Source organism: Bdellovibrio sp. HCB337 (assembly GCF_047302465.1).
Classification (GTDB): Bacteria; Bdellovibrionota; Bdellovibrionia; order Bdellovibrionales; family Bdellovibrionaceae; genus JACMRP01.
In genome coordinates, this window is sequence record NZ_CP178621.1 from 3,382,410 (window position 1) to 3,400,650 (window position 18,241).

Sequence of the window (18,241 nt, forward strand, 5' to 3'; positions counted from 1 at the left end):
TATGTAAGCGATAAGAGGCCTTTTTGTCGCCTCTTTATTGAATTGACACGCATCGCCAATAGGCATAAAAAAAGCCCCGGTTTCCCAGGGCTTCTTCAGTTTGAATTTAAGTCTTAGAGCCTATCGAGCGTTGGCCTGTTTTCCAGCAGGCTGAGCCTCTTCGGTCCCGATTAAATCCAGCAACACGTTGGTTGCTTCGTTCACATCCGGGCGCTTTAGGTACTCTTTGTTTTTCTGGTCTTTGTTGCCATAACGGGCAACTTTTTCTTTTTCCTTCTTAGTCTTAGTCTCGTTCTTATCTTTCAAAACTTCGCTAACTTTGATCATTTTGCCGCGAGCTTTCGCCTTTTTGATCTCGTCATCGATCTTTTTGAACTCTTCGCTTTTCTCAACACGAGCTAAAGACTTCTCGCGAAGTGGTTTGATCCACTCTGGTTTCACCATCGACCAAGTTCCCGCGCCCTCTTTCACGTAAGCTTCCGGAGAAATAAATGGTGCAATTTTTTGTGGAGGCAATGAGTAGTCCAAGAACTTCTCACCGATATCGTCCACGCTGTATGGGCCAGGCAATACGACGTCCGCTTCAACACCACGGTGCTGAGTTGAGTTACCACCAGGAACAAAGAACATGCCCACTGTTACTTTCAAAGCACCCAAGTTGTTTGGCATTGGCAAGACAGATTGAACACTGCCTTTACCGAATGTGTGATCGCCACCGACAACAACGGCACGTTTGTAGTCTTGAAGAGTTCCCGCCACGATCTCAGATGCCGAAGCACTGATACGGCTAGTAAGAAGAACCAAAGGTCCCGCCCAGTCTACTGCTGGCTCTGTATCACTCAGAGTCTGCTCGCCACGGCTTGGATCTTTCGAAGACTGTTTTACTACGTTACCTGTTTTAAAGAAAAGACCTGCGATTTTCACAGCGTCTTCAAGGCTACCACCACCGTTGTTGGACATATCCAACACCAAGCCATCCACTTTTTTCTCGTTCGCTTCTTTGATGATCTTCTTCAAATCAGCTGCAGAAGAACGACCACCACGGCGAGAGTCCGCGTAGAAAGATGGGAAGTTGATGATACCGATTTTCTTTTTCTTACCGTTGATTTCTTTGTCTTGGTAAATGATCGAAGCTGCTTCGTCTTCCAAGTTTACTTTTTCACGAGTCAAAGAAACATCCAGACGTTGTTTGCCTTCGCCCTTTTTACGCAAGATCGTTAAACGAACTTTCGTACCTTTAGGACCACGGATCTTTTTAACAACGTCTTTCAAATCCATGTCGATCACGTTATCCATCACGCCTTTGTCTTGGCCGACAGCGATGATCTTATCTTGAGGCTCGATCAAACCAGATTTTGCAGCAGCTCCGCCTGGAACCAGTTGCTCAACCACAGTAAAACCATCCTGAGAAGAAAGAGTCGCGCCGATACCTTCCAAAGACAAACGCATTTGGATTTCGAAGTCCTCTAAGCTGTCACGAGAGAAGAAGCTAGAATGTGGATCCAAAGCACGCGCAAAACTGTCCAAGTAGTCAGAGTACAAATCTGTGATTTTAGTTTCTTGCAAACGCTTCACAGCTCTGTCGTAGTTTTTGATAACGTTCTTTTTAGCTTCATCCATTTTCATATCCGTCGCTTGATAGTTCGCGATTTGGAAGTGGATGTATTTTTTCAAGAAGTCATTTGCTTCATCAGCATTTTTTGGGAAAGCCTTCTTGTCTGGATCGAAAGTGAACTCTGTCTTGCCATCAAACTTGTAGTCTTTGCCCAAGAATTTTTTTGCAAAGTCCGCTCTCTCTTGTGCTCTCTTCACCATCAAAGCCTGAGTTTGCTCGAGGAAAGCACAGTCTTTATTTTTGGTTTTTTCAAAAAGACCATTCATCCAAGATTTGATCTGATCAACGTCGGTCGAAAGCAAGTAGATCTTTGATGGATCCATACGCTTGATATATTGCTCGATAGTGTGATTCTGCAGCTCTGTATCGCGATTTGTGAAGCGAATGTGATTCGCCAAAAAGCCGCCTTCGATTGCACTCAAGTACCGGCACTCGAGATCATCTTTGCTTTGTGCGTGCGAAAAAGAGGTGAAAAACAAAAAAGATCCTGCCAATAGAAGCCCGGAAATTCCTTTGAGTGAACTCATGTGTATCCTTCCTAACATTTGCCCATATGTGATCTTCCTAGAATAGCAAATATCTAAGCGAGATCATTTAAATTATCGGCTAAACAAAGAAAAAGAAGAGGCGGCTATGCGTTAGGACTTATGTCTGTCGACATCAAAGAGTTTCAATTGATTTGCGAGTGAACCTTCACCGACTTTGGACTCGGCGCCTTGTTTGGTGATCTCATGCTTCACGAAGTTCCCATCATGAGTCGCAATGAGGAAGAAAGACATCTCCGGATAGTCCGTTTTCAAACGAGTCATCTCTTCAGCGATCAGCTGAATATTCTTAGGGTCGTCATCGGACATTCCAAAACGGTGGTGCGCGCTAGGGCCATAAATTTCAAGAGCTTTTTCCACACTCGCGCGAATGGCTTTTTGTTTTAACTCGGCCGCACTCATCGTCAAATTCACATCGCCAAGAATATGGCGTGTAGGCTTGTGATTGACTGGAAACAAACTCAAATAGTTTGGCTCGTGAGGCAAGAACTGCTTATTTACAAACAGCTGAATTCCTTCGCGCAAAGTTTCTGGGTGATGCCCACGCGCGGTGATAACAGAAATCGGACGACGATTAAAAGTCGCATGATAAAAACACTGCCACGAAGGTCCCTTCCATTGAAAATCTGGAAAGCCCAAAGCCTCGGCCAAGTCTTCTACAAAAATTTGTTTTTTACCTTCGAGCTTTTGAACTTCATCGATGTGACGATCTCGAAAGTTACGATAAGTTCCAGTTTCGTCATCAAGGCGAATCTCATAATCCAAGTACGGACCTGATTGCCCGATCAGGGGATGAACTTTGGCGTACTCGCCGCTGCCCACTCTGAGCTCTTGCCCTGTGGTTTTATGGAAAAGAATCAATGGTGTAGATAGAAAAGCAATATTGTCGTCGAAATCAAAGAAATAGAAACTACGGCCCCCAAGATGATGATTTCTATCTTTTTCCGGAGCACGCTGGATTCCTAATTCCAATTGCCCCTTATTGGGTCCTTTAGTCATACTCAAAACCTCAAGGTCGGCTAAAACACAATTCCTAGAGAGACTGATGCACCGAAACCATTTTCGTTGGCCTTATTCATCTCATCCACATTAGCTTGGACGAGCGGGCCATAACTGCGATTAATATTGGGTTTTTGTATCATGAATCGATAGCCCACATCTAGGGTGAGTGAAAAAAACTCCTGGTAGATAGAGCGAAAAGCAACTGAAGGCAGCGCATACATCGAGTTGCCCTGATCGTATATACTTTGGACACCTGAGTTTTCGTAGGTTTTGCGTCCGCCATTCGCAAAATAGAGGTTTGCACCACCCGAAACCTGCCCATGGCAGTTAAAGGCAAAGAAGCACGTTGTCTTAGGCCAATTGTAGAAGAAATAGCGACCGCCGCCTGTAAAGAACCAGCCTAAAGAATCAATCCCGGTTCCGCCATTCCACTCCCAATAATCACTAAGAGCACTACGGTAGGTAATAGCGCTAGTCCCGCTCGAAGACGAGAAGCCTGTAAAGGTATAATCCAATCCCTGCCAGGCCTTTACTCGATGATTTTTCTTTGCTTCGGTCGCCGGATCAACCCAGCGAGCCTGACTGTAAGAGCCTAGGAACAATGAAAAAATAAAAACAGCGGTAAGAGCTTTTCTCATTCTTGATCCTTATTTTTTAGAAGCTTTTTTACGGGTCACAACCTTTGAAACCATTAACTGATCCGCTTTCGCTTTTGGGCTTTGAGCTTTCTTTGCCTTAGCAGCTTTCGGCGCTTTGGCTTTGGCAGCCTTCCCTTTTCCAGTCGTTCCCGCTTTGTCGTTAATTAACTCAATCGCCTGCTCAAGAGTCACGGTTTCAACCGTCGCCCCTTCAGGCAAAGACACATTGGTTTTTCCGGATTTGATATACGGCCCATAAGGTCCGTTGAAAATCTGAATCACTTCTTCGGAGCCTGGATGAGTTCCCAAATCCTTCAGTGGAGCAGCTCTGCCACGACCTTTTTTCGGCGTGCTGAGCATCTCGAGAGCTCTCTCCAAAGTCATAGCAAAGATCGTCTCGCCCTTAGGGATCGAGCGATAGTCACCATCGCAAACTACGAACGGACCAAAGCGACCAAGGCCGGCTTTGATATCTTTGCCGGTGCCTGGGTGAGTTCCCAAAGTTTTCGGCAAACTTAAAAGTTCCAAAGCGATTTCGAGGTTCACATCTTCAGGCTGCATGCCCGGAGGAAGTGAAGCTCTTTTTGGTTTGTCATTGTCTGGATCGACATCACCCAATTGCACATACGGACCATAACGACCGTTAAGTACATAAATTGGCAAATCAGTTTTAGGATCTTTGCCAAGAGCATCCGCACCGTTGATTTTCTGATCAATCAACTTCTCAGCAATTTCCGGAGTGATATCTGCCGGAGATTCACTCTCTGGCAAAGAAGCACTGACGTCCTGACCATCACGTTGAGTCGTCAGGTACGCACCGTAACGGCCCACGTGGAATTGGTATTTCTCCATACCTTCCAATTGAATCGTACGTGCATCTTCTGGATCGATTTTTCCTTCTTGGTTTTCCACCTGCTCCTTCAATCCCTTTGGACCGAAGTAGATGGACTTCAAGTAATTCAAATGTTCCAAATCCCCATCAGCAATATTATCCAGAGATTTTTCCATCTCAGAAGTGAATCCAAGATCCACGTACTGAGGCAAATAACGGCTTAAAAGTTTTGAAACCACCATCGCAGTAAAAGTCGGAATCAAGGCCGTGCCTTGTTTGCGAACGTAACCACGATCAATGATAGTCCCGATAACAGAAGCGTATGTTGAAGGACGGCCGATGCCCTCTTTCTCCATCGTTTGAACAAGACTTGCCTCTGTGTAACGAGCTGGCGGCTTGGTTTCATGCGATGTTGGATCTGCTTTCAGGCATTTCACACTGTCTTTAGCTTTCAAAGCTGGCAGACGGATTTCGCGCTCTGACAATTCCGCTTCAGGATCATCACTGCCTTCGACGTAAGCGCGCAAGAATCCCGGGAACTCAATAGTCATACCCGAAGCTCCAAAGAGTGCGTCGCCCACTTGGATTTTAGCACTGACTTGCTTCTGACGAGCATCCACCATTTGGCTGGCGATCGTACGTTTCCAAATCATGTCGTAAAGTTTAAATTGAGTGCCTGTCAGACCCGTTTCGTCTGGATCGACAAACTGATTGCCCGCAGGACGAATTGCTTCATGGGCCTCTTGAGCGCCTTTGACTTTCTTCGCAGCATAGAAACGTGGTGCATCTGGAAGATACTCTTTACCGTACTTTCCTTGAATACAGCTGCGAGAAGCTGAAATCGCTTCGCTCGACAAGAACGTTGAATCCGTTCTCATGTAAGTGATGAAACCTTGTTCGTAAAGTTTCTGCGCCACTTGCATGGTCTCGCGGGAACTCAGTCCCATTTTTCTGTTGGCTTCCTGTTGTAAAGTCGAAGTGATAAACGGAGCTGCTGGACGACGCGTAGTTGGTTTTTCCTCAACGTCAGTAACGGCCCATGCGCCTGACTTGATAGTGCCAACCAGGTCTTTAGCTTTTTTCTCGTCTAGAACTAGCACATCTTTTCCGGCAATCAGCTTGCCAGTTGTACCGTCAAAATCTTTTCCGGTCGCAACTCTTTGGCTTTTTACGTTTTGCAAACGGGCTTCAAAATCAACGCCGTCTTTTTGCAATTGCGCGAAAACACCCCAATAGCTGGAAGTCTTAAAACGAATGCGTTCATGTTCACGCTCGACGATCAAACGAACAGCAACGGATTGCACACGGCCTGCTGACAAACCGTAAGAAACCTTTTTCCAAAGAAGTGGAGAAATCGTGTAACCCACCAAACGATCCAAAACGCGGCGAGCTTCTTGAGCCTTCACCAAGTTGAAATCGATCTCGCGAGTGTCTTGCAGAGACTTTTGAATCGCATCCTTAGTAATCTCGTGGAACACCATGCGCTTTGTCGGAACTTTTGGTTTCAAAACTTCCAACAAGTGCCAGCTGATACTTTCCCCTTCGCGGTCTTCGTCCGTCGCGAGGTACAGCTCTGTGGCTTCTTCAAGTTTGTCTTTGAGATTCTTAACAACTTTGGTTTTGTCTTTTGGCACACAGTAAAGGGGCTCGAAGTTTTTATCGACGTTTACGCCAAGCTGCGCCCACTTCTCTTTTTTTACCTTCTCAGGAATGTCCTTCGCGGATTTTGGCAAGTCGCGGATGTGTCCCATACAAGACTCAACCACATAGTCCTTACCAAGAAATTTACGAATGGTTTTTGCCTTGGTCGGAGACTCCACTACTACTAACTTGATACCATCTGCTGATTTCTTCGCCATTTTTACACCTTCATCAAACATGTGTAGGCAGTACTAATATATAGACAAACCATGAGTTGAATTTTGAAACTGCGCAAGTACAAAAATTGACTTTGCGCTTCCTAACTAGCTCTGACTATAATCGAGTCATGTCGCAAATTAAATTTTTACTCACAGATATCGACGATACTCTGACTGACGAAGGACTCTTAGGTCCTGAAGCCTACGAATCTCTGTGGAGTCTACATCGCGCAGGAGTCCACGTAATTCCGATTACTGGACGTCCAGCTGGGTGGTGCGAAATGATCGCGCGGCAGTGGCCTGTCAGCGGTGTTGTTGGCGAAAATGGTGGTTTCTATTTCCGATACCACAACAAAAAAATGCTCCGCCACTTCTTCTTCGATCAAAAAATTCAAAACGAAAACCGTGAAAAACTGAATAAGCTCGAAAAAGAAATCTTAAACCAAGTTCCTGGCTGCGCTTTGGCCAGCGATCAATTCTGTCGTTTGATGGATCTTGCCATCGACTTCTGCGAAGACGTTCCCGCACTGCCAAAAGCATCTGTGCAAAAGATTGTCGATATCTTTCATCAGCATGGAGCTCAAGCCAAAGTCAGTTCGATTCACGTGAATGGCTGGTTTGGCAGTTACGATAAACTTACGATGACTTTAAAAATGCTCGAAAAAGAATTCAGAATCAGCGCTGAAGAGGCCAAAAAAGTTTGTGCCTTCACCGGGGATTCTCCGAATGATGAACCCATGTTTGGTTACTTCCCACACTCTTATGCCGTCGCCAACATTCAAACTTTTTTGGCGGATATCAAACAAAAACCAACCCATATCGCCAAAGCACGGGGCGGTCTTGGTTTTGCTGAAATTGTTCGCGGTATTTTGGCTGGGTAAAACCTCTCCGACAAAGGTTAGATCTCCTATTTAAAAATCTGGACGAGGCCTTTTTAGAGCCGCGTTTTTTTTCTTTCTCGCATACAATGGGCATTATGAGAAAACGGACCACCTCTGATTCATCTGACTACAGTCATTCGCTCGGCGTTGTTGATGAATGCATTGAAACTTATATTCGTGAGTGTCGCCAGAAAGTAGATCCTTTCGTGGCGAACCACTTTTCTTTGCAAGAGGCCGTCGACGTTCAAAAAAAGTCCCTCGCGGCTGATTTGATTTTTTATCCTATCAACGCTCTTTGGTCGATCCCTTACGTATCTACAAAAAAGACCGTTGAAACTCTCGATAAACTGGGGTGGGCAAAACTGAATCCCCTACTTGAGATCCTTCCCACTGGTTTTAAAACTCGTCCACAAAAAGAAATCGAAAAATGGATCGAGGAAGAGCTCCTAGGGGGCCGTGAACCCCTCCTGCAGTCCTTAAAAACAAAGGCCAACCTCAACGACCTATTAACACCAGAAGAACTTTTACTTTTAGAAGGACAAATACAATCCGAAATCTCGAAAGAAGTCGACAAATACACTTCCAGCCAAGGTTTGATTTCAGATTTAGCAAGCTCTGTCGCGACTCTGGTGGTGGGACGTTACTACTTCGGCGACGACTCTATCGGCATTCTAGGAATGGGCAACCACATCGCCCGTAAGATGGCACGGGATCGAGCCGCAGATAATTTCTTTTTAGGGAAAGGCCTGGGATCTGCTTTCTATAAAGTCGTTCCCGTCGAACCTTCTCGCACTCAAATCTTCTGGGCCACCTTGGGAGTCGGACTCCTTTTAACTATTTTCAGTCTCGGCATCGCCATGATCAGCAATCCTCTTAGAAAAAAGTTGGGCCTCCACAACAAAAAGCTTCACCTTTTGCTGGATGGACTCGAAGAGAAAATATTTTTTCTGACCAGAAATGCGCTCAAGCGTTCCCAAAAGAAGGAACACACTCTCAAACAAGTCGACTAAATTTTTCCAGAGCCTGCGATCTTGCGATCCAAAGAGTAGGCTCCTCCTCCTCGCATCATCAACACCACAGTCATTGCAAGCACCAGCAAGTGATACTCGAACCCCTCACCGCCTTGCTGCCCGGTCCAATTCATGAAAAATCCATTTGGCAGATGAACCATAAAGACCGCCCCCAACATCACGCAGGCAATACCAAACGCCGCAACACGGGTTAAAAGCCCGACGATCAAACCAAGTGAGCCCAAAAATTCCGCAAGAATTACCAGAATTGCAAAAACAGCGGGAACTCCCATTGTGCCAAAGAATCCTACCGTGCCTGAGAAGCCTCCGCCGCCCCACCAGCCCAGCATCTTCTGCGCTCCGTGCGGGAACATAACAAGTCCCAAAACGACTCGTAAAATTAGTAGTGACATGTCCCAGTCGGTTCTCATTATCTTTTTAAGCATCATACATTTCTCCTCGAAACGATTTAAGACGATCGTCTCCGAGGAAAAAGATTATTCAAGATGTAATTAGACAAACGATGACAAAATAGTCCAGTCGCGCTGCCATACAGACAGAAGCTCAAGTACTCTTCTTCTATGACTTTAAATACCTTTCTCAAGACACATCCAAAAATCACCCGCTCACTGAGAAACTTTGTTAAAGATTATGAGCAGAAGTTAGATACCGACACCTTTTCTTCGTTCTTAGAAACCCTCGCGGAAGAAATCCGAAAGGCCGCTGAAGCATTTCAATCTATGCCAGCAGGCCCTGCGCGCGCCTTTAAATTGCAAGAACTTGTAGACCGCGAAATTGCTCAGCAGGGCGAAAACATCAAAGTCAGTTGTTTTAAAGGCTGCTCGGCTTGTTGTCATATGGAAGTCGAAGTCACAAGTGACGAGGCCGAGGCACTTGCAGATTTAGTTACCCAGGGACACACGATCGATCGCGAGCGCTTGCAAAAACTAAGTCTTCGCGCCCTCCAAGATCGCAAGTGGAAAGAAGGCATGAAGAACTCAGAAAATCGCTGCGTTTTTTTGAGTACAGAAGGCTCTTGCAGCATTTATGAAAAACGCCCTGTGATGTGCCGCCGTCACTCAGTAACTTCGCCAGCGAAAAACTGCGAAGACTTCAATGCGGGTGTGACTCTGAGATATTTTCCAACTGTCGACTTACTTATTAGCGCTGCGAACACAGGCACCGACATGGAAGTAGGGCCCCTCGCAAAAATGCTGCAAATACGAATACAACGCTGAAAAATTTGAGAACCTAGTCGACTTCGTAAACCTTAAGACCTGCGCTAAGCAGTTTCTCGGCAAAGACACCGTCTCCCGCGACTAGTTCACCAGTGAATTGGCCATTATAGATGCGGCCCACGCCACACATCGGGGACTTCGATTTCAGATAAGCTTCCGTAGCTCCATGATCCTGAGCAATCTTGTAGGCCGCCTCAGCTCCCGCCTGATATTCTGCAGTGACGTCGACACCTTGATTGGTTCTGATGCGATCGCCTTGCTTCTCGGCTGGAGGACGCGGAGTCGATAGCCCACCCAATTGCTCGGGGCAAACGGCCACAGCTAAGCCCTGCTCAACCCATTCACGGATCTGAGCGCGCTCTTTAGCTTGGCAATCATAACGGCAAGGAACCCCTGCCAGACAGGCTGAAACAACTTTCATACGATACTTATAAAATAAAAAGGGTCTTCAAGAAAGCTCCTTGTAAAAGCTCTATCATTCAGGGACCTAAGGCCAGCTCCGGGACGCAATTCCGAAGCTGTCATAGTGCGAAGTTTAGGACTCTGCTAAAATAAACACATGAAACTCATTTTAAAGTCGACTGTGATTTTAGGACTTTTCCTGTCTCCTTTTGCTCAGGGGGCTTCGATTAATAAACTGAATCGTCACCTGATGGATGCTTCGGGTTTCAGTCTGACCAATACGGGATCCGTGGTATTGGCCGCGCCTGCGGCTCTGATCCCCAATCGTGCGCCTGACACTTACAGGGTTTCTGCCACCGACTTGCCTCAGAGCAACGTCATGATCGACAAGGCGAAGAGCGACACCTACCCTTCGCACATTTCAAATCTTTGGTACAACAGCGGTCTTGATATGTACTTTATGCATGCGCGTATTGATAAGTCTGGCGATGTGCATGCCTTTACTCTCTGTAGTGGCCCGCTCAGCAAATGCACCTCCGTCAATCGCGGTCTTTGCAACAAATTGCTAAAAGCTGCAGGTGCCCAACGCTTCCAAGAGCTGCGTGATAAAATAGATTTTTGCAACAATCTCCCGAATATGGATGATCTAGATCCAGACACCAAAAAGAGTTTGAAACAAGAAGGCGAAGACACCGCTGAAATTTACAGCCGCCAAATCTTGAATCTTAAAACCGACGACAATACCAGCGCCCTTAGAAGACGTGCAGTTCGCAATCGGCAAGACACTTTACCAGACAATAAAAAAGATGCCGATGCGGCCATGAGATACCGGACGATTGCCGAAGCCTGCACCGTGTTTGACGACGGCGAAATTAAAGGCGAAAAATCGGCCGCTCAAGAAGCCGTCCGAAAAGCTAATACTGGATCAAAATAAGGTCTGTCGTTTCAAATAGAAAAGGGGCTTCAGGAAAGCAAGCAGTCCTTATGTTACACATTTATTTTAACTCCCGAATTAAAGCGACTGGTGTCCGTTAAACTTCACTTCCTTACGGAGAAGCCCATCGTCTATATTGAACTTGAGCATTATATTAGGCAGCTCTTTCTTTAAACGAGGAGGTTTGTCATGCCCAGACTGTTCACAGCGATTTTCTTATTATTGCTATGTCTAGCTACAGTTTCGAGTCAGGCTCAATCACCGGATTCCGAAACCGATCTCGCTCCTTGGTCCCAGCCGAATGCTTTTGAATCGGAGGATATGTCCATGCTAGCGCGACCGCGCCCACGGCCAAAAACGGTTTACAGATGTTGTGCAAAGCCATCTACCGGGTACGGGATGAGTTGCCGTCAGGGCTCGAACAGGGATTTAACTTGGGGCAATGTAATAATTGACTGCGAAAACAGGTATGGAAAAGGAAATTGCGTATCGGGGTGCCGCCGGCTGATTTCTCCTTAGATCTAGCAAGGTTACCTCTAAGCGGTCAGGCAAATATCTTTTAGCGGAATCAAAAAGCTGGTGGGCTCAGAGTCGTTATGTCTGCTCGAAGAACAAGGGGCTTCAAGAAAGCCCCTTATAAAAGCTCTAAGCTCCGGCGAAGCTCATCGACTTCACCAAGACATGCGGGCTGATCAGCGAGCTTCCCGGCTTCGCATACTCATTCCCCAAATCTTCGATATCGCGGAGTAAGTCCAAGATATTTCCCGAGACCACAAACTGATCCACTGGTGACACCATCTTGCCATTTTCATAGAGGAAACCCTCTGCCGGCATCGAGATATCCCCAGTCGACTCTTTATAGCCAGAGTGCAACCCTGCCGAGAACTCAGTCAAATAGACGACCTTCTCGTGACTAGAAAGCAGCTCTTGCAAAGTCTTAGTCCCTTTACCTACTACCAAGTTCGTCGCTCCGATATCCATCGCAGATGCGGGACTACGGGACGCATTTGCCGTATGAGGCAAATTCAACTTCTTGGCGTATTCCAAATTCGTTAGGAAATTTTTCAGCACACCGTTTTCAAACAAAACTGTTTTTTGTGATGGCGCTCCTTCTGAATCGAAAGGACGCATAGAGGTCCCACGGATTTCAAACGGATCATCCAACAACTGAAACTTATCGCTGGCAATTTTTTGATTCAGCTTGCCTTTAAACAAAGACTTTCCTTCATGCACTTCTTTTGCAGACAAATAGCCTGCAAACATCATCAGCACCATCGGAAATTGTTCACGATCAATGACAACGGCGTAATTACCAGTTTTCAATTTTTGCGCACCTAAGCGAGAAAGAGATTTACGAACACTCTCTTTCGCTGTTGACTCGGCATGAACGTCCTTGAAGGAACGAGCAAAGAAAGAATCGCCATCCATTTTAGAATTCTCGCCCTCTTTGGCCAGAGGATACGAATATCCAGAATAATAATTCTGTTTGAACTCTAGATCCACGCCTTCAGAATTCAAAATACGTTTAAAGCCCGTTCCCTCCATGTATCCGGAGTAAGGAACAGACTGCACACGCGGGTCTTGATTCAGACAAACTTCCTCAAGAAGCTTTGCGACTTCCATTTTCTTTTCCATCGGAACTTCTTCAGGATTAAAAAGTTCTGACATCTTGCCAATATTTTGCGGCTTCATCAGTGGAATCTCTTGGGCCTCGGTAGACTTCAAAGTCTTCGCATTGCTAAGAGCTTCTTTATAAGTTCTGAGCAAAGCTTCCCATGAAAGATTCTCGGTATAAGCATAACCTTGGCTGGCACCGAGCACGACACGTAAACCCGCCATCTGTGTTTGCGTGGATTCAAACTTCTCGAGTTTTCTTTGGCTGAAACCCAAAGTCAGGTTTTCACCACCAGAAAGAAGCAATTCTACTTTTGCCCCTTCGCGACGAGCTTCATCTGCAATCTTATTAAAATTATCTTTCAATGTATCCATTAGGCTCTTCCTCCAACCATCAGGCTAGAAACCAAAAGCTGTGGCTGACCAACGCATGTTGGAATGCTACCGCTCACAGAACCACACATCCCTGTCGCCATGCTCATGTTTTTTGAAACTTTGGTGATCTTACCAAGCGTATCAATACCACGACCAATCAAACACGCACCTTTCACAGGTTCCTCGATACGACCATTACGGATGATGTAAGCTTCACGCACCTGGAAGTTATAGTCTCCAGTTCCAGGATTCACAGAGCCACCGCCCATGTTTTTTGCGTAAAGACCGTAGTCCACGTCCTTGATCATTTCTTCGAAAGAGTCTTTACCAGCATCGATGAATGTATTTCTCATACGCGAAGCTGGAGCATACTTGTAAGACTGACGGCGACCGCTGCCAGTTTTCTCATAGCCCGTCTGACGAGCACCCATTTCATCTACGATATAAGACTTCAAAACACCTTTTTCGATCAAGACTGTGCGTTTTGTAGCATTGCCTTCGTCATCGATGCTGATGGAGCCCCATTTGTTTTCAAGTGTACCGTCATCGACCGCAGTCACACACTCGTGAGCAATCTTTTCGCCCAATTTACCGCAGAAGACAGACGCATCTTTTGCAACAGCTGTTGTTTCTAAACCATGACCACAAGCTTCGTGGAAGATAACGCCGCCAAAAGCATTGTCGATCACCACTGGCATTTCGCCCGCTGGCGCATACTTCGCTGTTGTCAGCATTGTCGCACGATCAACACTAGTCTCGGTCAGTGCTTTCAAATCCATCGTGTCGAAAATCTCTGAAGTACCCAATTGGCCTTCACGCTCGGTTGAACTTTCTTTAACTCCGTTTTGCTCTACAAAAGTTTCTAGCGACACACGCGAGTAAGCACGCTCATCGTAAGCCATCAAGCCATTCGAGTTTGCGATTTGCACACGTTGGAACTTCTCGTGCAATGAAGCGTCGACCTGGGTGACACTCGAGCTGCGAGCTCTTGCATAATGATCGATCGAGTTCAACCATTGGAATTTTCTATTACGATCCATCTCCCATGGCTTTTCGCCATAAGTATGAATCGAATCAAAAGAGACTTGCATCAAAGGCATTGATTTCTTAGCAGCCCCTTGGCCACGACTTTGAGCCGCGTTCAACGCTGCTTTCACCAAACCGGTTTCGCTGAGATCGTTCGTTGTGACATAAACGATTTCATGTCCAAAAAACAAACGAACACCGGCACCATAAAGCTGACCAACGATAGCGCTTTCTGGATTGGAGCTTAGAATACTCAATTGCGAAGAATAAGTATCTTCTACAAAAATATCTGCAAAGTCCGCGCCTGTTGACAGGGCGGCATCAAGAGCTTTTTGTAGAATATTCTGAGATATGATCATTAAGACCTCCAAAAAAATTAATTATACTAAAACCGCCGTCTTAAACCAGGCTTTCTTCGATTTCGTGGCGAGTCCATTCGTTTGCTTTTCGTATGGATTTCACTTCTCCTGCCGAAATCTCGACGACTTGGTCACAATCGGCGATGGTTCCTAAGCGATGCGCGATAATCAACATCGTCACACCACTAAACGCATTCCTGATCACCTTTTGCAACAAGGCATCAGTTTGCACGTCCACACTAGCTGTGGCCTCGTCCATCACGATGACACGAGCTTTGGTCAAGAGCGCTCGGGATAAACAAAGCAATTGTCTTTGCCCTTGGCTCAGATTCAAACCGCTTTCCGTCACCGCAGAATCTAATCCCTTCGGTAACGAAGAAACGTAGCTCCACATCGATGCATGCTTCAACGCTTCGATCACCTCATGATCCGTGTATTCGTTGTAACGATCTAAATTATTCCGGATAGTTCCTAGGAATAATGTCGGATCCTGAGGAATGATTGCAAGACTTCGGCGGAGCCTCTCAAGAGGCACGGTGCCTGTATCCACACCATCAATCAGGATTGTACCCTGCTCTGCCTCAATAAAGCGAAACAAAGACTGAAACAGAGTGCTCTTTCCTGAGCCAGTTCTTCCGATGATACCAACGCGGCTACCGGCTGCTACTTTAAAGCTGACACCTTTCAAGACCAAAGGCAGATGATCGGCATAACGCACTTGCAGGTCCTTCACTTCGATCTCACCAAGCGCTGGCCAGTTCGGAGTTAATGTCTCTGTAGAAGTACGTACAGTGTCTTTCTCTGATGGAAGATTCGCGAAGAACTTCAATCTTTCGATGGAAGTCATTCTTGATTCGATATCAGCAAAGATACGAACACCCCAGTTCAAGAATCCCCAGAACGACAATGAATACATCGTCACAAGACCAGCAGTTCCTGCGCTCATCGCGCCTGAATACGCCGACAAAGTCACGCCTACTGCTGTCGCCATTGAAATCACGCCACCCACCAACGGAATGCGCGAAGAGAACCAACGGTTCAACATATAGTGCGAATAAAACATCTTCTGGCTATGCGCGAGCTTGTCATAGAAGTTCTTCATGAACCACGACTGCTTGTTAAAGCTTCGGATCACGACAAGTCCTTGCAAGCTTTCCTTAAAGTGAGCGTAGCGCGGAGATCGGGCCACACTATCCAAGCGTTTCGCTTCACGAGCCGGTCGTCGGTAATCTTTCTGAAGCATATAGTACAACACCATGACTGGACCGATCACAAACACCATGAATGGCATCAAACCCAAAATCAGAACCAGCGATGCAATCACATGCATTGCACAGTTCACAGCCGAGCTAAACATCCACTGCAAATAAATGTCCACGGACTCGATATCTCGAGAAAACCTTTGCAAGATCCTTCCCACCGGAGTCGAGTCAAAAAATCTCACTGGAGCATGCAAAACGCTACGAAGCATTTTGTTATGCATACTTTGCCCAGCACGAATTCCTCGAGCCAACCAGAAGAGCTGATCAAACAACGTCGCAACCAATACTCCCAAACCTACAAGTCCGTAAATACCAATCGCCGTCAACGCAAGCCACTCACTCTGGTGATTCGTGTAATAAGAGAGCCACGCTTTTTGCGCGAGCGGCAACATCGTCACTGACGCTGCTGCTGCAAACAGTGCTACTAGAATCAATGGTCTTGTATGTTTACCGTCTCCACCCAATGACAAAATATAGTCCCAGTACACGGAACCTTTGACAGCTCCCTGCTCACGGTCTTCATCTTCTGTTACTCGTGTTTCGGCCTCTTCTTCAGTTTTTGTTAATGCAGGTTCTTGAGAAGACTCCGCACTTGCAACAGTGATATCACCAGCATCATGAGACTTTCCGTGCTCTGCATAGAATGCAGCAAAAGCTGGGCAAGTTTTTTGAATCTCTTCAAAACTTCCTTGTCCTTTGATCTCGCCACCTTCCAGATACAAAATCTGATCAAAGTTGGACAAATATTCCAAACGATGAGTCACCACAACTCGGGTCGTGTCTTTCCAAGCACCAAAGATCAATCTTTCGCACAAAAGTTTTTCCGTATCACCATCTACTGCCGACAATGGATCATCCAGCAACACCAACTGAGGCTTACTTAGAAAAGCGCGTCCCAGGGCCACACGCTGCTTTTGTCCGCCAGAAAGATTCACACCTTTCTCGCCGATCTCAGTGCGAAGACCGCCCTTCCATTGACGTAAGTCATGGCTTAAGCAGCTTGCATGCAAAGCACGACGTAGCTCTTCTTTAGAAACGTCTTCACCAAATTGCAGATTCTCTAACAATGTGGTGTTCACGATGTAGGCTTCTTGCGGAACGTAGGCAACGCGCGGACTTAAGTTCGCACTCGCCAAACCTGTAAATTGAAAGCTTCCATGTTGAAGATTCGTTTCACCTAAAAGGGCATTCAACAGCGAACTTTTTCCAGATCCCACAGGTCCTACGATCGCAACTGAAGCTCCCGCAGGCACCGTAAAGGTTAAACCCTTCAGTGTCGCCATTTCGGCCTCTGGATATTTCAATGTCAGGCTCTGAATCTCTACACCGACAGCTTTGCCTGAAGAGTCCGTTTCTCGGTCCGCACTTGCGACTTCTTCTTGTTTTAAGAAGTTCAAAATACGTCCCGCGCCGACACTCGCAGCAGTCCATCTAGAAATCAGTCGTGACAAGTCGCCAAATGGACCTTCCAAAAGACCGAACAAAGAAATACAGGTAAAGATCAAGGCCGCATCCAGCTTTTCTCCACGCCAGGCATGAACTGCCAAAGCGACAAAAAGAACCAGCGTTGAAACCGCCAAGTATCCAAGGCTTGCTAAAACCTCGGCCTTCGCCAAACGACGACGACTGCCAAGTTCTTTTTCACGAATAGCCATGACTTCTTTAGAGACACTTTTCTCCCAAGCAAAATACTTCACAACGCGAATCGCATTCAGAGCTTGAGTCATCAAAGTCACACGGTGATCTTTGTGAGCCATCATCTCTTCATCCAACTTCGTAAAGCGCTTTGCTACATAGCTCGTAAGCGGCGCAAGAGTGAACAAAACAGCCAATGCTGCTAAAGCTGACCAGCCAATATAATAGAACAACATGCCCACGACACTGGTGATCATGAAGATGTCCATGATGAAATCCGCAAAGACAATCGGGAAATCAGACACGGAGTCGCTATCGCTACTCATGTAGTTCACGACATCACCAAGCTGATTTTTTTGACGCGCATTTTGACTGAGCTTCAAACTATGTTTGAAAATCTTTTCATTCAAAATATTCGTCAAAACCTGATAGCTGCGAAGTGTTCCGTAGAAAAAATGTTGAATGCAAAGCCCAGACATAAATCCACAAATTCCCAGTAAAACCCCATAAGTCAAAGCGACCCACAAAGTTTCTTTGGTGACTCCTGCAGAAATAAGGCTGACAAAACGATTCACTAAAATCGGCGTCGCCAATGAAAATAGCGAACTCAGCAAATACCAAGAGAACGCCGGAATCGTGAAGCGTCTTTGCACTTTCACCGTCGAAAATAAGAACTTTCGTGGTGAAGTCCAATTCAGCTCATGAACTGGAACGCGAATGGTCCGAGGATTCAATTCTTCTGGTAAATCCAGCATATCTTTTTCATCGATATGCTTGGTCTTTGCCGTTTTGATCAACGAACTTGCATGAAAAAATAGTAACGACTTTAAAAAACTCATAAAAATCCATTCTGGATTGAAGATACTTATAAAATTATCAATTAAAATGTCAGATCAGTCTTGAGAAGCGATAGGGCTCTAGAACTGAGAGAGAAGAGGGACCATCGCAGGAATCAATGCCGATGCGGATTTGCGCAGTTGCATTTGAATCATGTTGTCCTCCTCTCGTGTGAGA

General features: G+C 46.1%; 13 protein-coding genes. 4 read left to right on the forward strand and 9 right to left on the reverse strand.

Going from position 1 to position 18,241, the window contains the following annotated elements; all coding sequences use genetic code 11:
* Positions 1 to 120 precede the first annotated feature (120 nt).
* The 4 genes from ACLWBB_RS16330 to topA form a co-directional block, all read right to left on the reverse strand.
* Positions 121 to 2,142: a carboxy terminal-processing peptidase gene (locus ACLWBB_RS16330; RefSeq protein WP_413288627.1), complete on the reverse strand. Its 2,022-nt coding sequence runs from the start codon at positions 2,140 to 2,142 to the stop codon at positions 121 to 123.
* A 111-nt stretch (positions 2,143 to 2,253) separates the two neighbouring features.
* Positions 2,254 to 3,159: a hypothetical protein gene (locus ACLWBB_RS16335; protein WP_413288628.1), complete on the reverse strand. Its 906-nt coding sequence runs from the start codon at positions 3,157 to 3,159 to the stop codon at positions 2,254 to 2,256.
* Between the two features lie 20 nt (positions 3,160 to 3,179).
* Positions 3,180 to 3,800 carry a hypothetical protein gene (locus tag ACLWBB_RS16340; RefSeq protein WP_413288629.1) on the reverse strand — a complete coding sequence of 207 codons (621 nt, stop codon included), beginning with the start codon at positions 3,798 to 3,800 and terminating at the stop codon, positions 3,180 to 3,182.
* 9 nt (positions 3,801 to 3,809) lie between these two features.
* The gene (gene topA / locus ACLWBB_RS16345) at positions 3,810 to 6,491 is read right to left on the reverse strand and encodes a type I DNA topoisomerase (RefSeq protein ID WP_413288630.1); all 2,682 of its coding nucleotides are present in this window, start codon (positions 6,489 to 6,491) and stop codon (positions 3,810 to 3,812) included.
* 128 nt (positions 6,492 to 6,619) lie between these two features.
* Between topA and ACLWBB_RS16350 the strand changes: the two genes are divergently transcribed.
* On the forward strand, positions 6,620 to 7,372 hold the full coding sequence (locus tag ACLWBB_RS16350) for an HAD family hydrolase (RefSeq protein ID WP_413288631.1): 753 nt from the start codon (positions 6,620 to 6,622) through the stop codon (positions 7,370 to 7,372).
* A 95-nt stretch (positions 7,373 to 7,467) separates the two neighbouring features.
* Entirely contained in the window at positions 7,468 to 8,382 is a 915-nt protein-coding gene (locus ACLWBB_RS16355) for a DUF6635 family protein (protein ID WP_413288632.1), read from the forward strand.
* Here ACLWBB_RS16355 and ACLWBB_RS16360 read toward each other — a convergent pair.
* Positions 8,379 to 8,828 carry a DoxX family protein gene (locus ACLWBB_RS16360; RefSeq protein WP_413291619.1) on the reverse strand — a complete coding sequence of 150 codons (450 nt, stop codon included), beginning with the start codon at positions 8,826 to 8,828 and terminating at the stop codon, positions 8,379 to 8,381. The two genes, ACLWBB_RS16355 and ACLWBB_RS16360, sit on opposite strands and share 4 nt — an antisense overlap.
* Before the next feature lie 135 nt (positions 8,829 to 8,963).
* Here ACLWBB_RS16360 and ACLWBB_RS16365 point away from each other — a divergent pair, with 135 nt between their 5' ends.
* A complete protein-coding gene (locus ACLWBB_RS16365) occupies positions 8,964 to 9,620 on the forward strand; it encodes a YkgJ family cysteine cluster protein (protein ID WP_413288633.1) in 657 nt (218 codons plus the stop codon).
* A 13-nt stretch (positions 9,621 to 9,633) separates the two neighbouring features.
* Here ACLWBB_RS16365 and ACLWBB_RS16370 read toward each other — a convergent pair whose 3' ends face one another.
* Positions 9,634 to 10,041, reverse strand: coding sequence for a DUF523 domain-containing protein (locus ACLWBB_RS16370; RefSeq protein WP_413288634.1), 408 nt, complete (start codon positions 10,039 to 10,041; stop codon positions 9,634 to 9,636).
* A gap of 138 nt (positions 10,042 to 10,179) precedes the next feature.
* Here ACLWBB_RS16370 and ACLWBB_RS16375 point away from each other — a divergent pair, with 138 nt between their 5' ends.
* Positions 10,180 to 10,956, forward strand: coding sequence for a hypothetical protein (locus tag ACLWBB_RS16375; protein ID WP_413288635.1), 777 nt, complete (start codon positions 10,180 to 10,182; stop codon positions 10,954 to 10,956).
* Between the two features lie 645 nt (positions 10,957 to 11,601).
* Here ACLWBB_RS16375 and ACLWBB_RS16380 read toward each other — a convergent pair.
* The 3 genes from ACLWBB_RS16380 to ACLWBB_RS16390 are packed head-to-tail and all read right to left on the reverse strand — an operon-like array spanning position 11,602 to position 18,066.
* Positions 11,602 to 12,945, reverse strand: a complete 1,344-nt coding sequence (locus ACLWBB_RS16380) for a TldD/PmbA family protein (protein WP_413288636.1) — start codon at positions 12,943 to 12,945, stop codon at positions 11,602 to 11,604.
* The gene (locus ACLWBB_RS16385; RefSeq protein ID WP_413288637.1) at positions 12,945 to 14,330 is read right to left on the reverse strand and encodes a TldD/PmbA family protein; all 1,386 of its coding nucleotides are present in this window, start codon (positions 14,328 to 14,330) and stop codon (positions 12,945 to 12,947) included. The genes ACLWBB_RS16380 and ACLWBB_RS16385 overlap by 1 nt, the downstream gene beginning before the upstream one ends.
* A 40-nt stretch (positions 14,331 to 14,370) precedes the next feature.
* On the reverse strand, positions 14,371 to 18,066 hold the full coding sequence (locus ACLWBB_RS16390) for an ABC transporter transmembrane domain-containing protein (protein WP_413288638.1): 3,696 nt from the start codon (positions 18,064 to 18,066) through the stop codon (positions 14,371 to 14,373).
* Between the last annotated feature and the right edge of the window lie 175 nt (positions 18,067 to 18,241).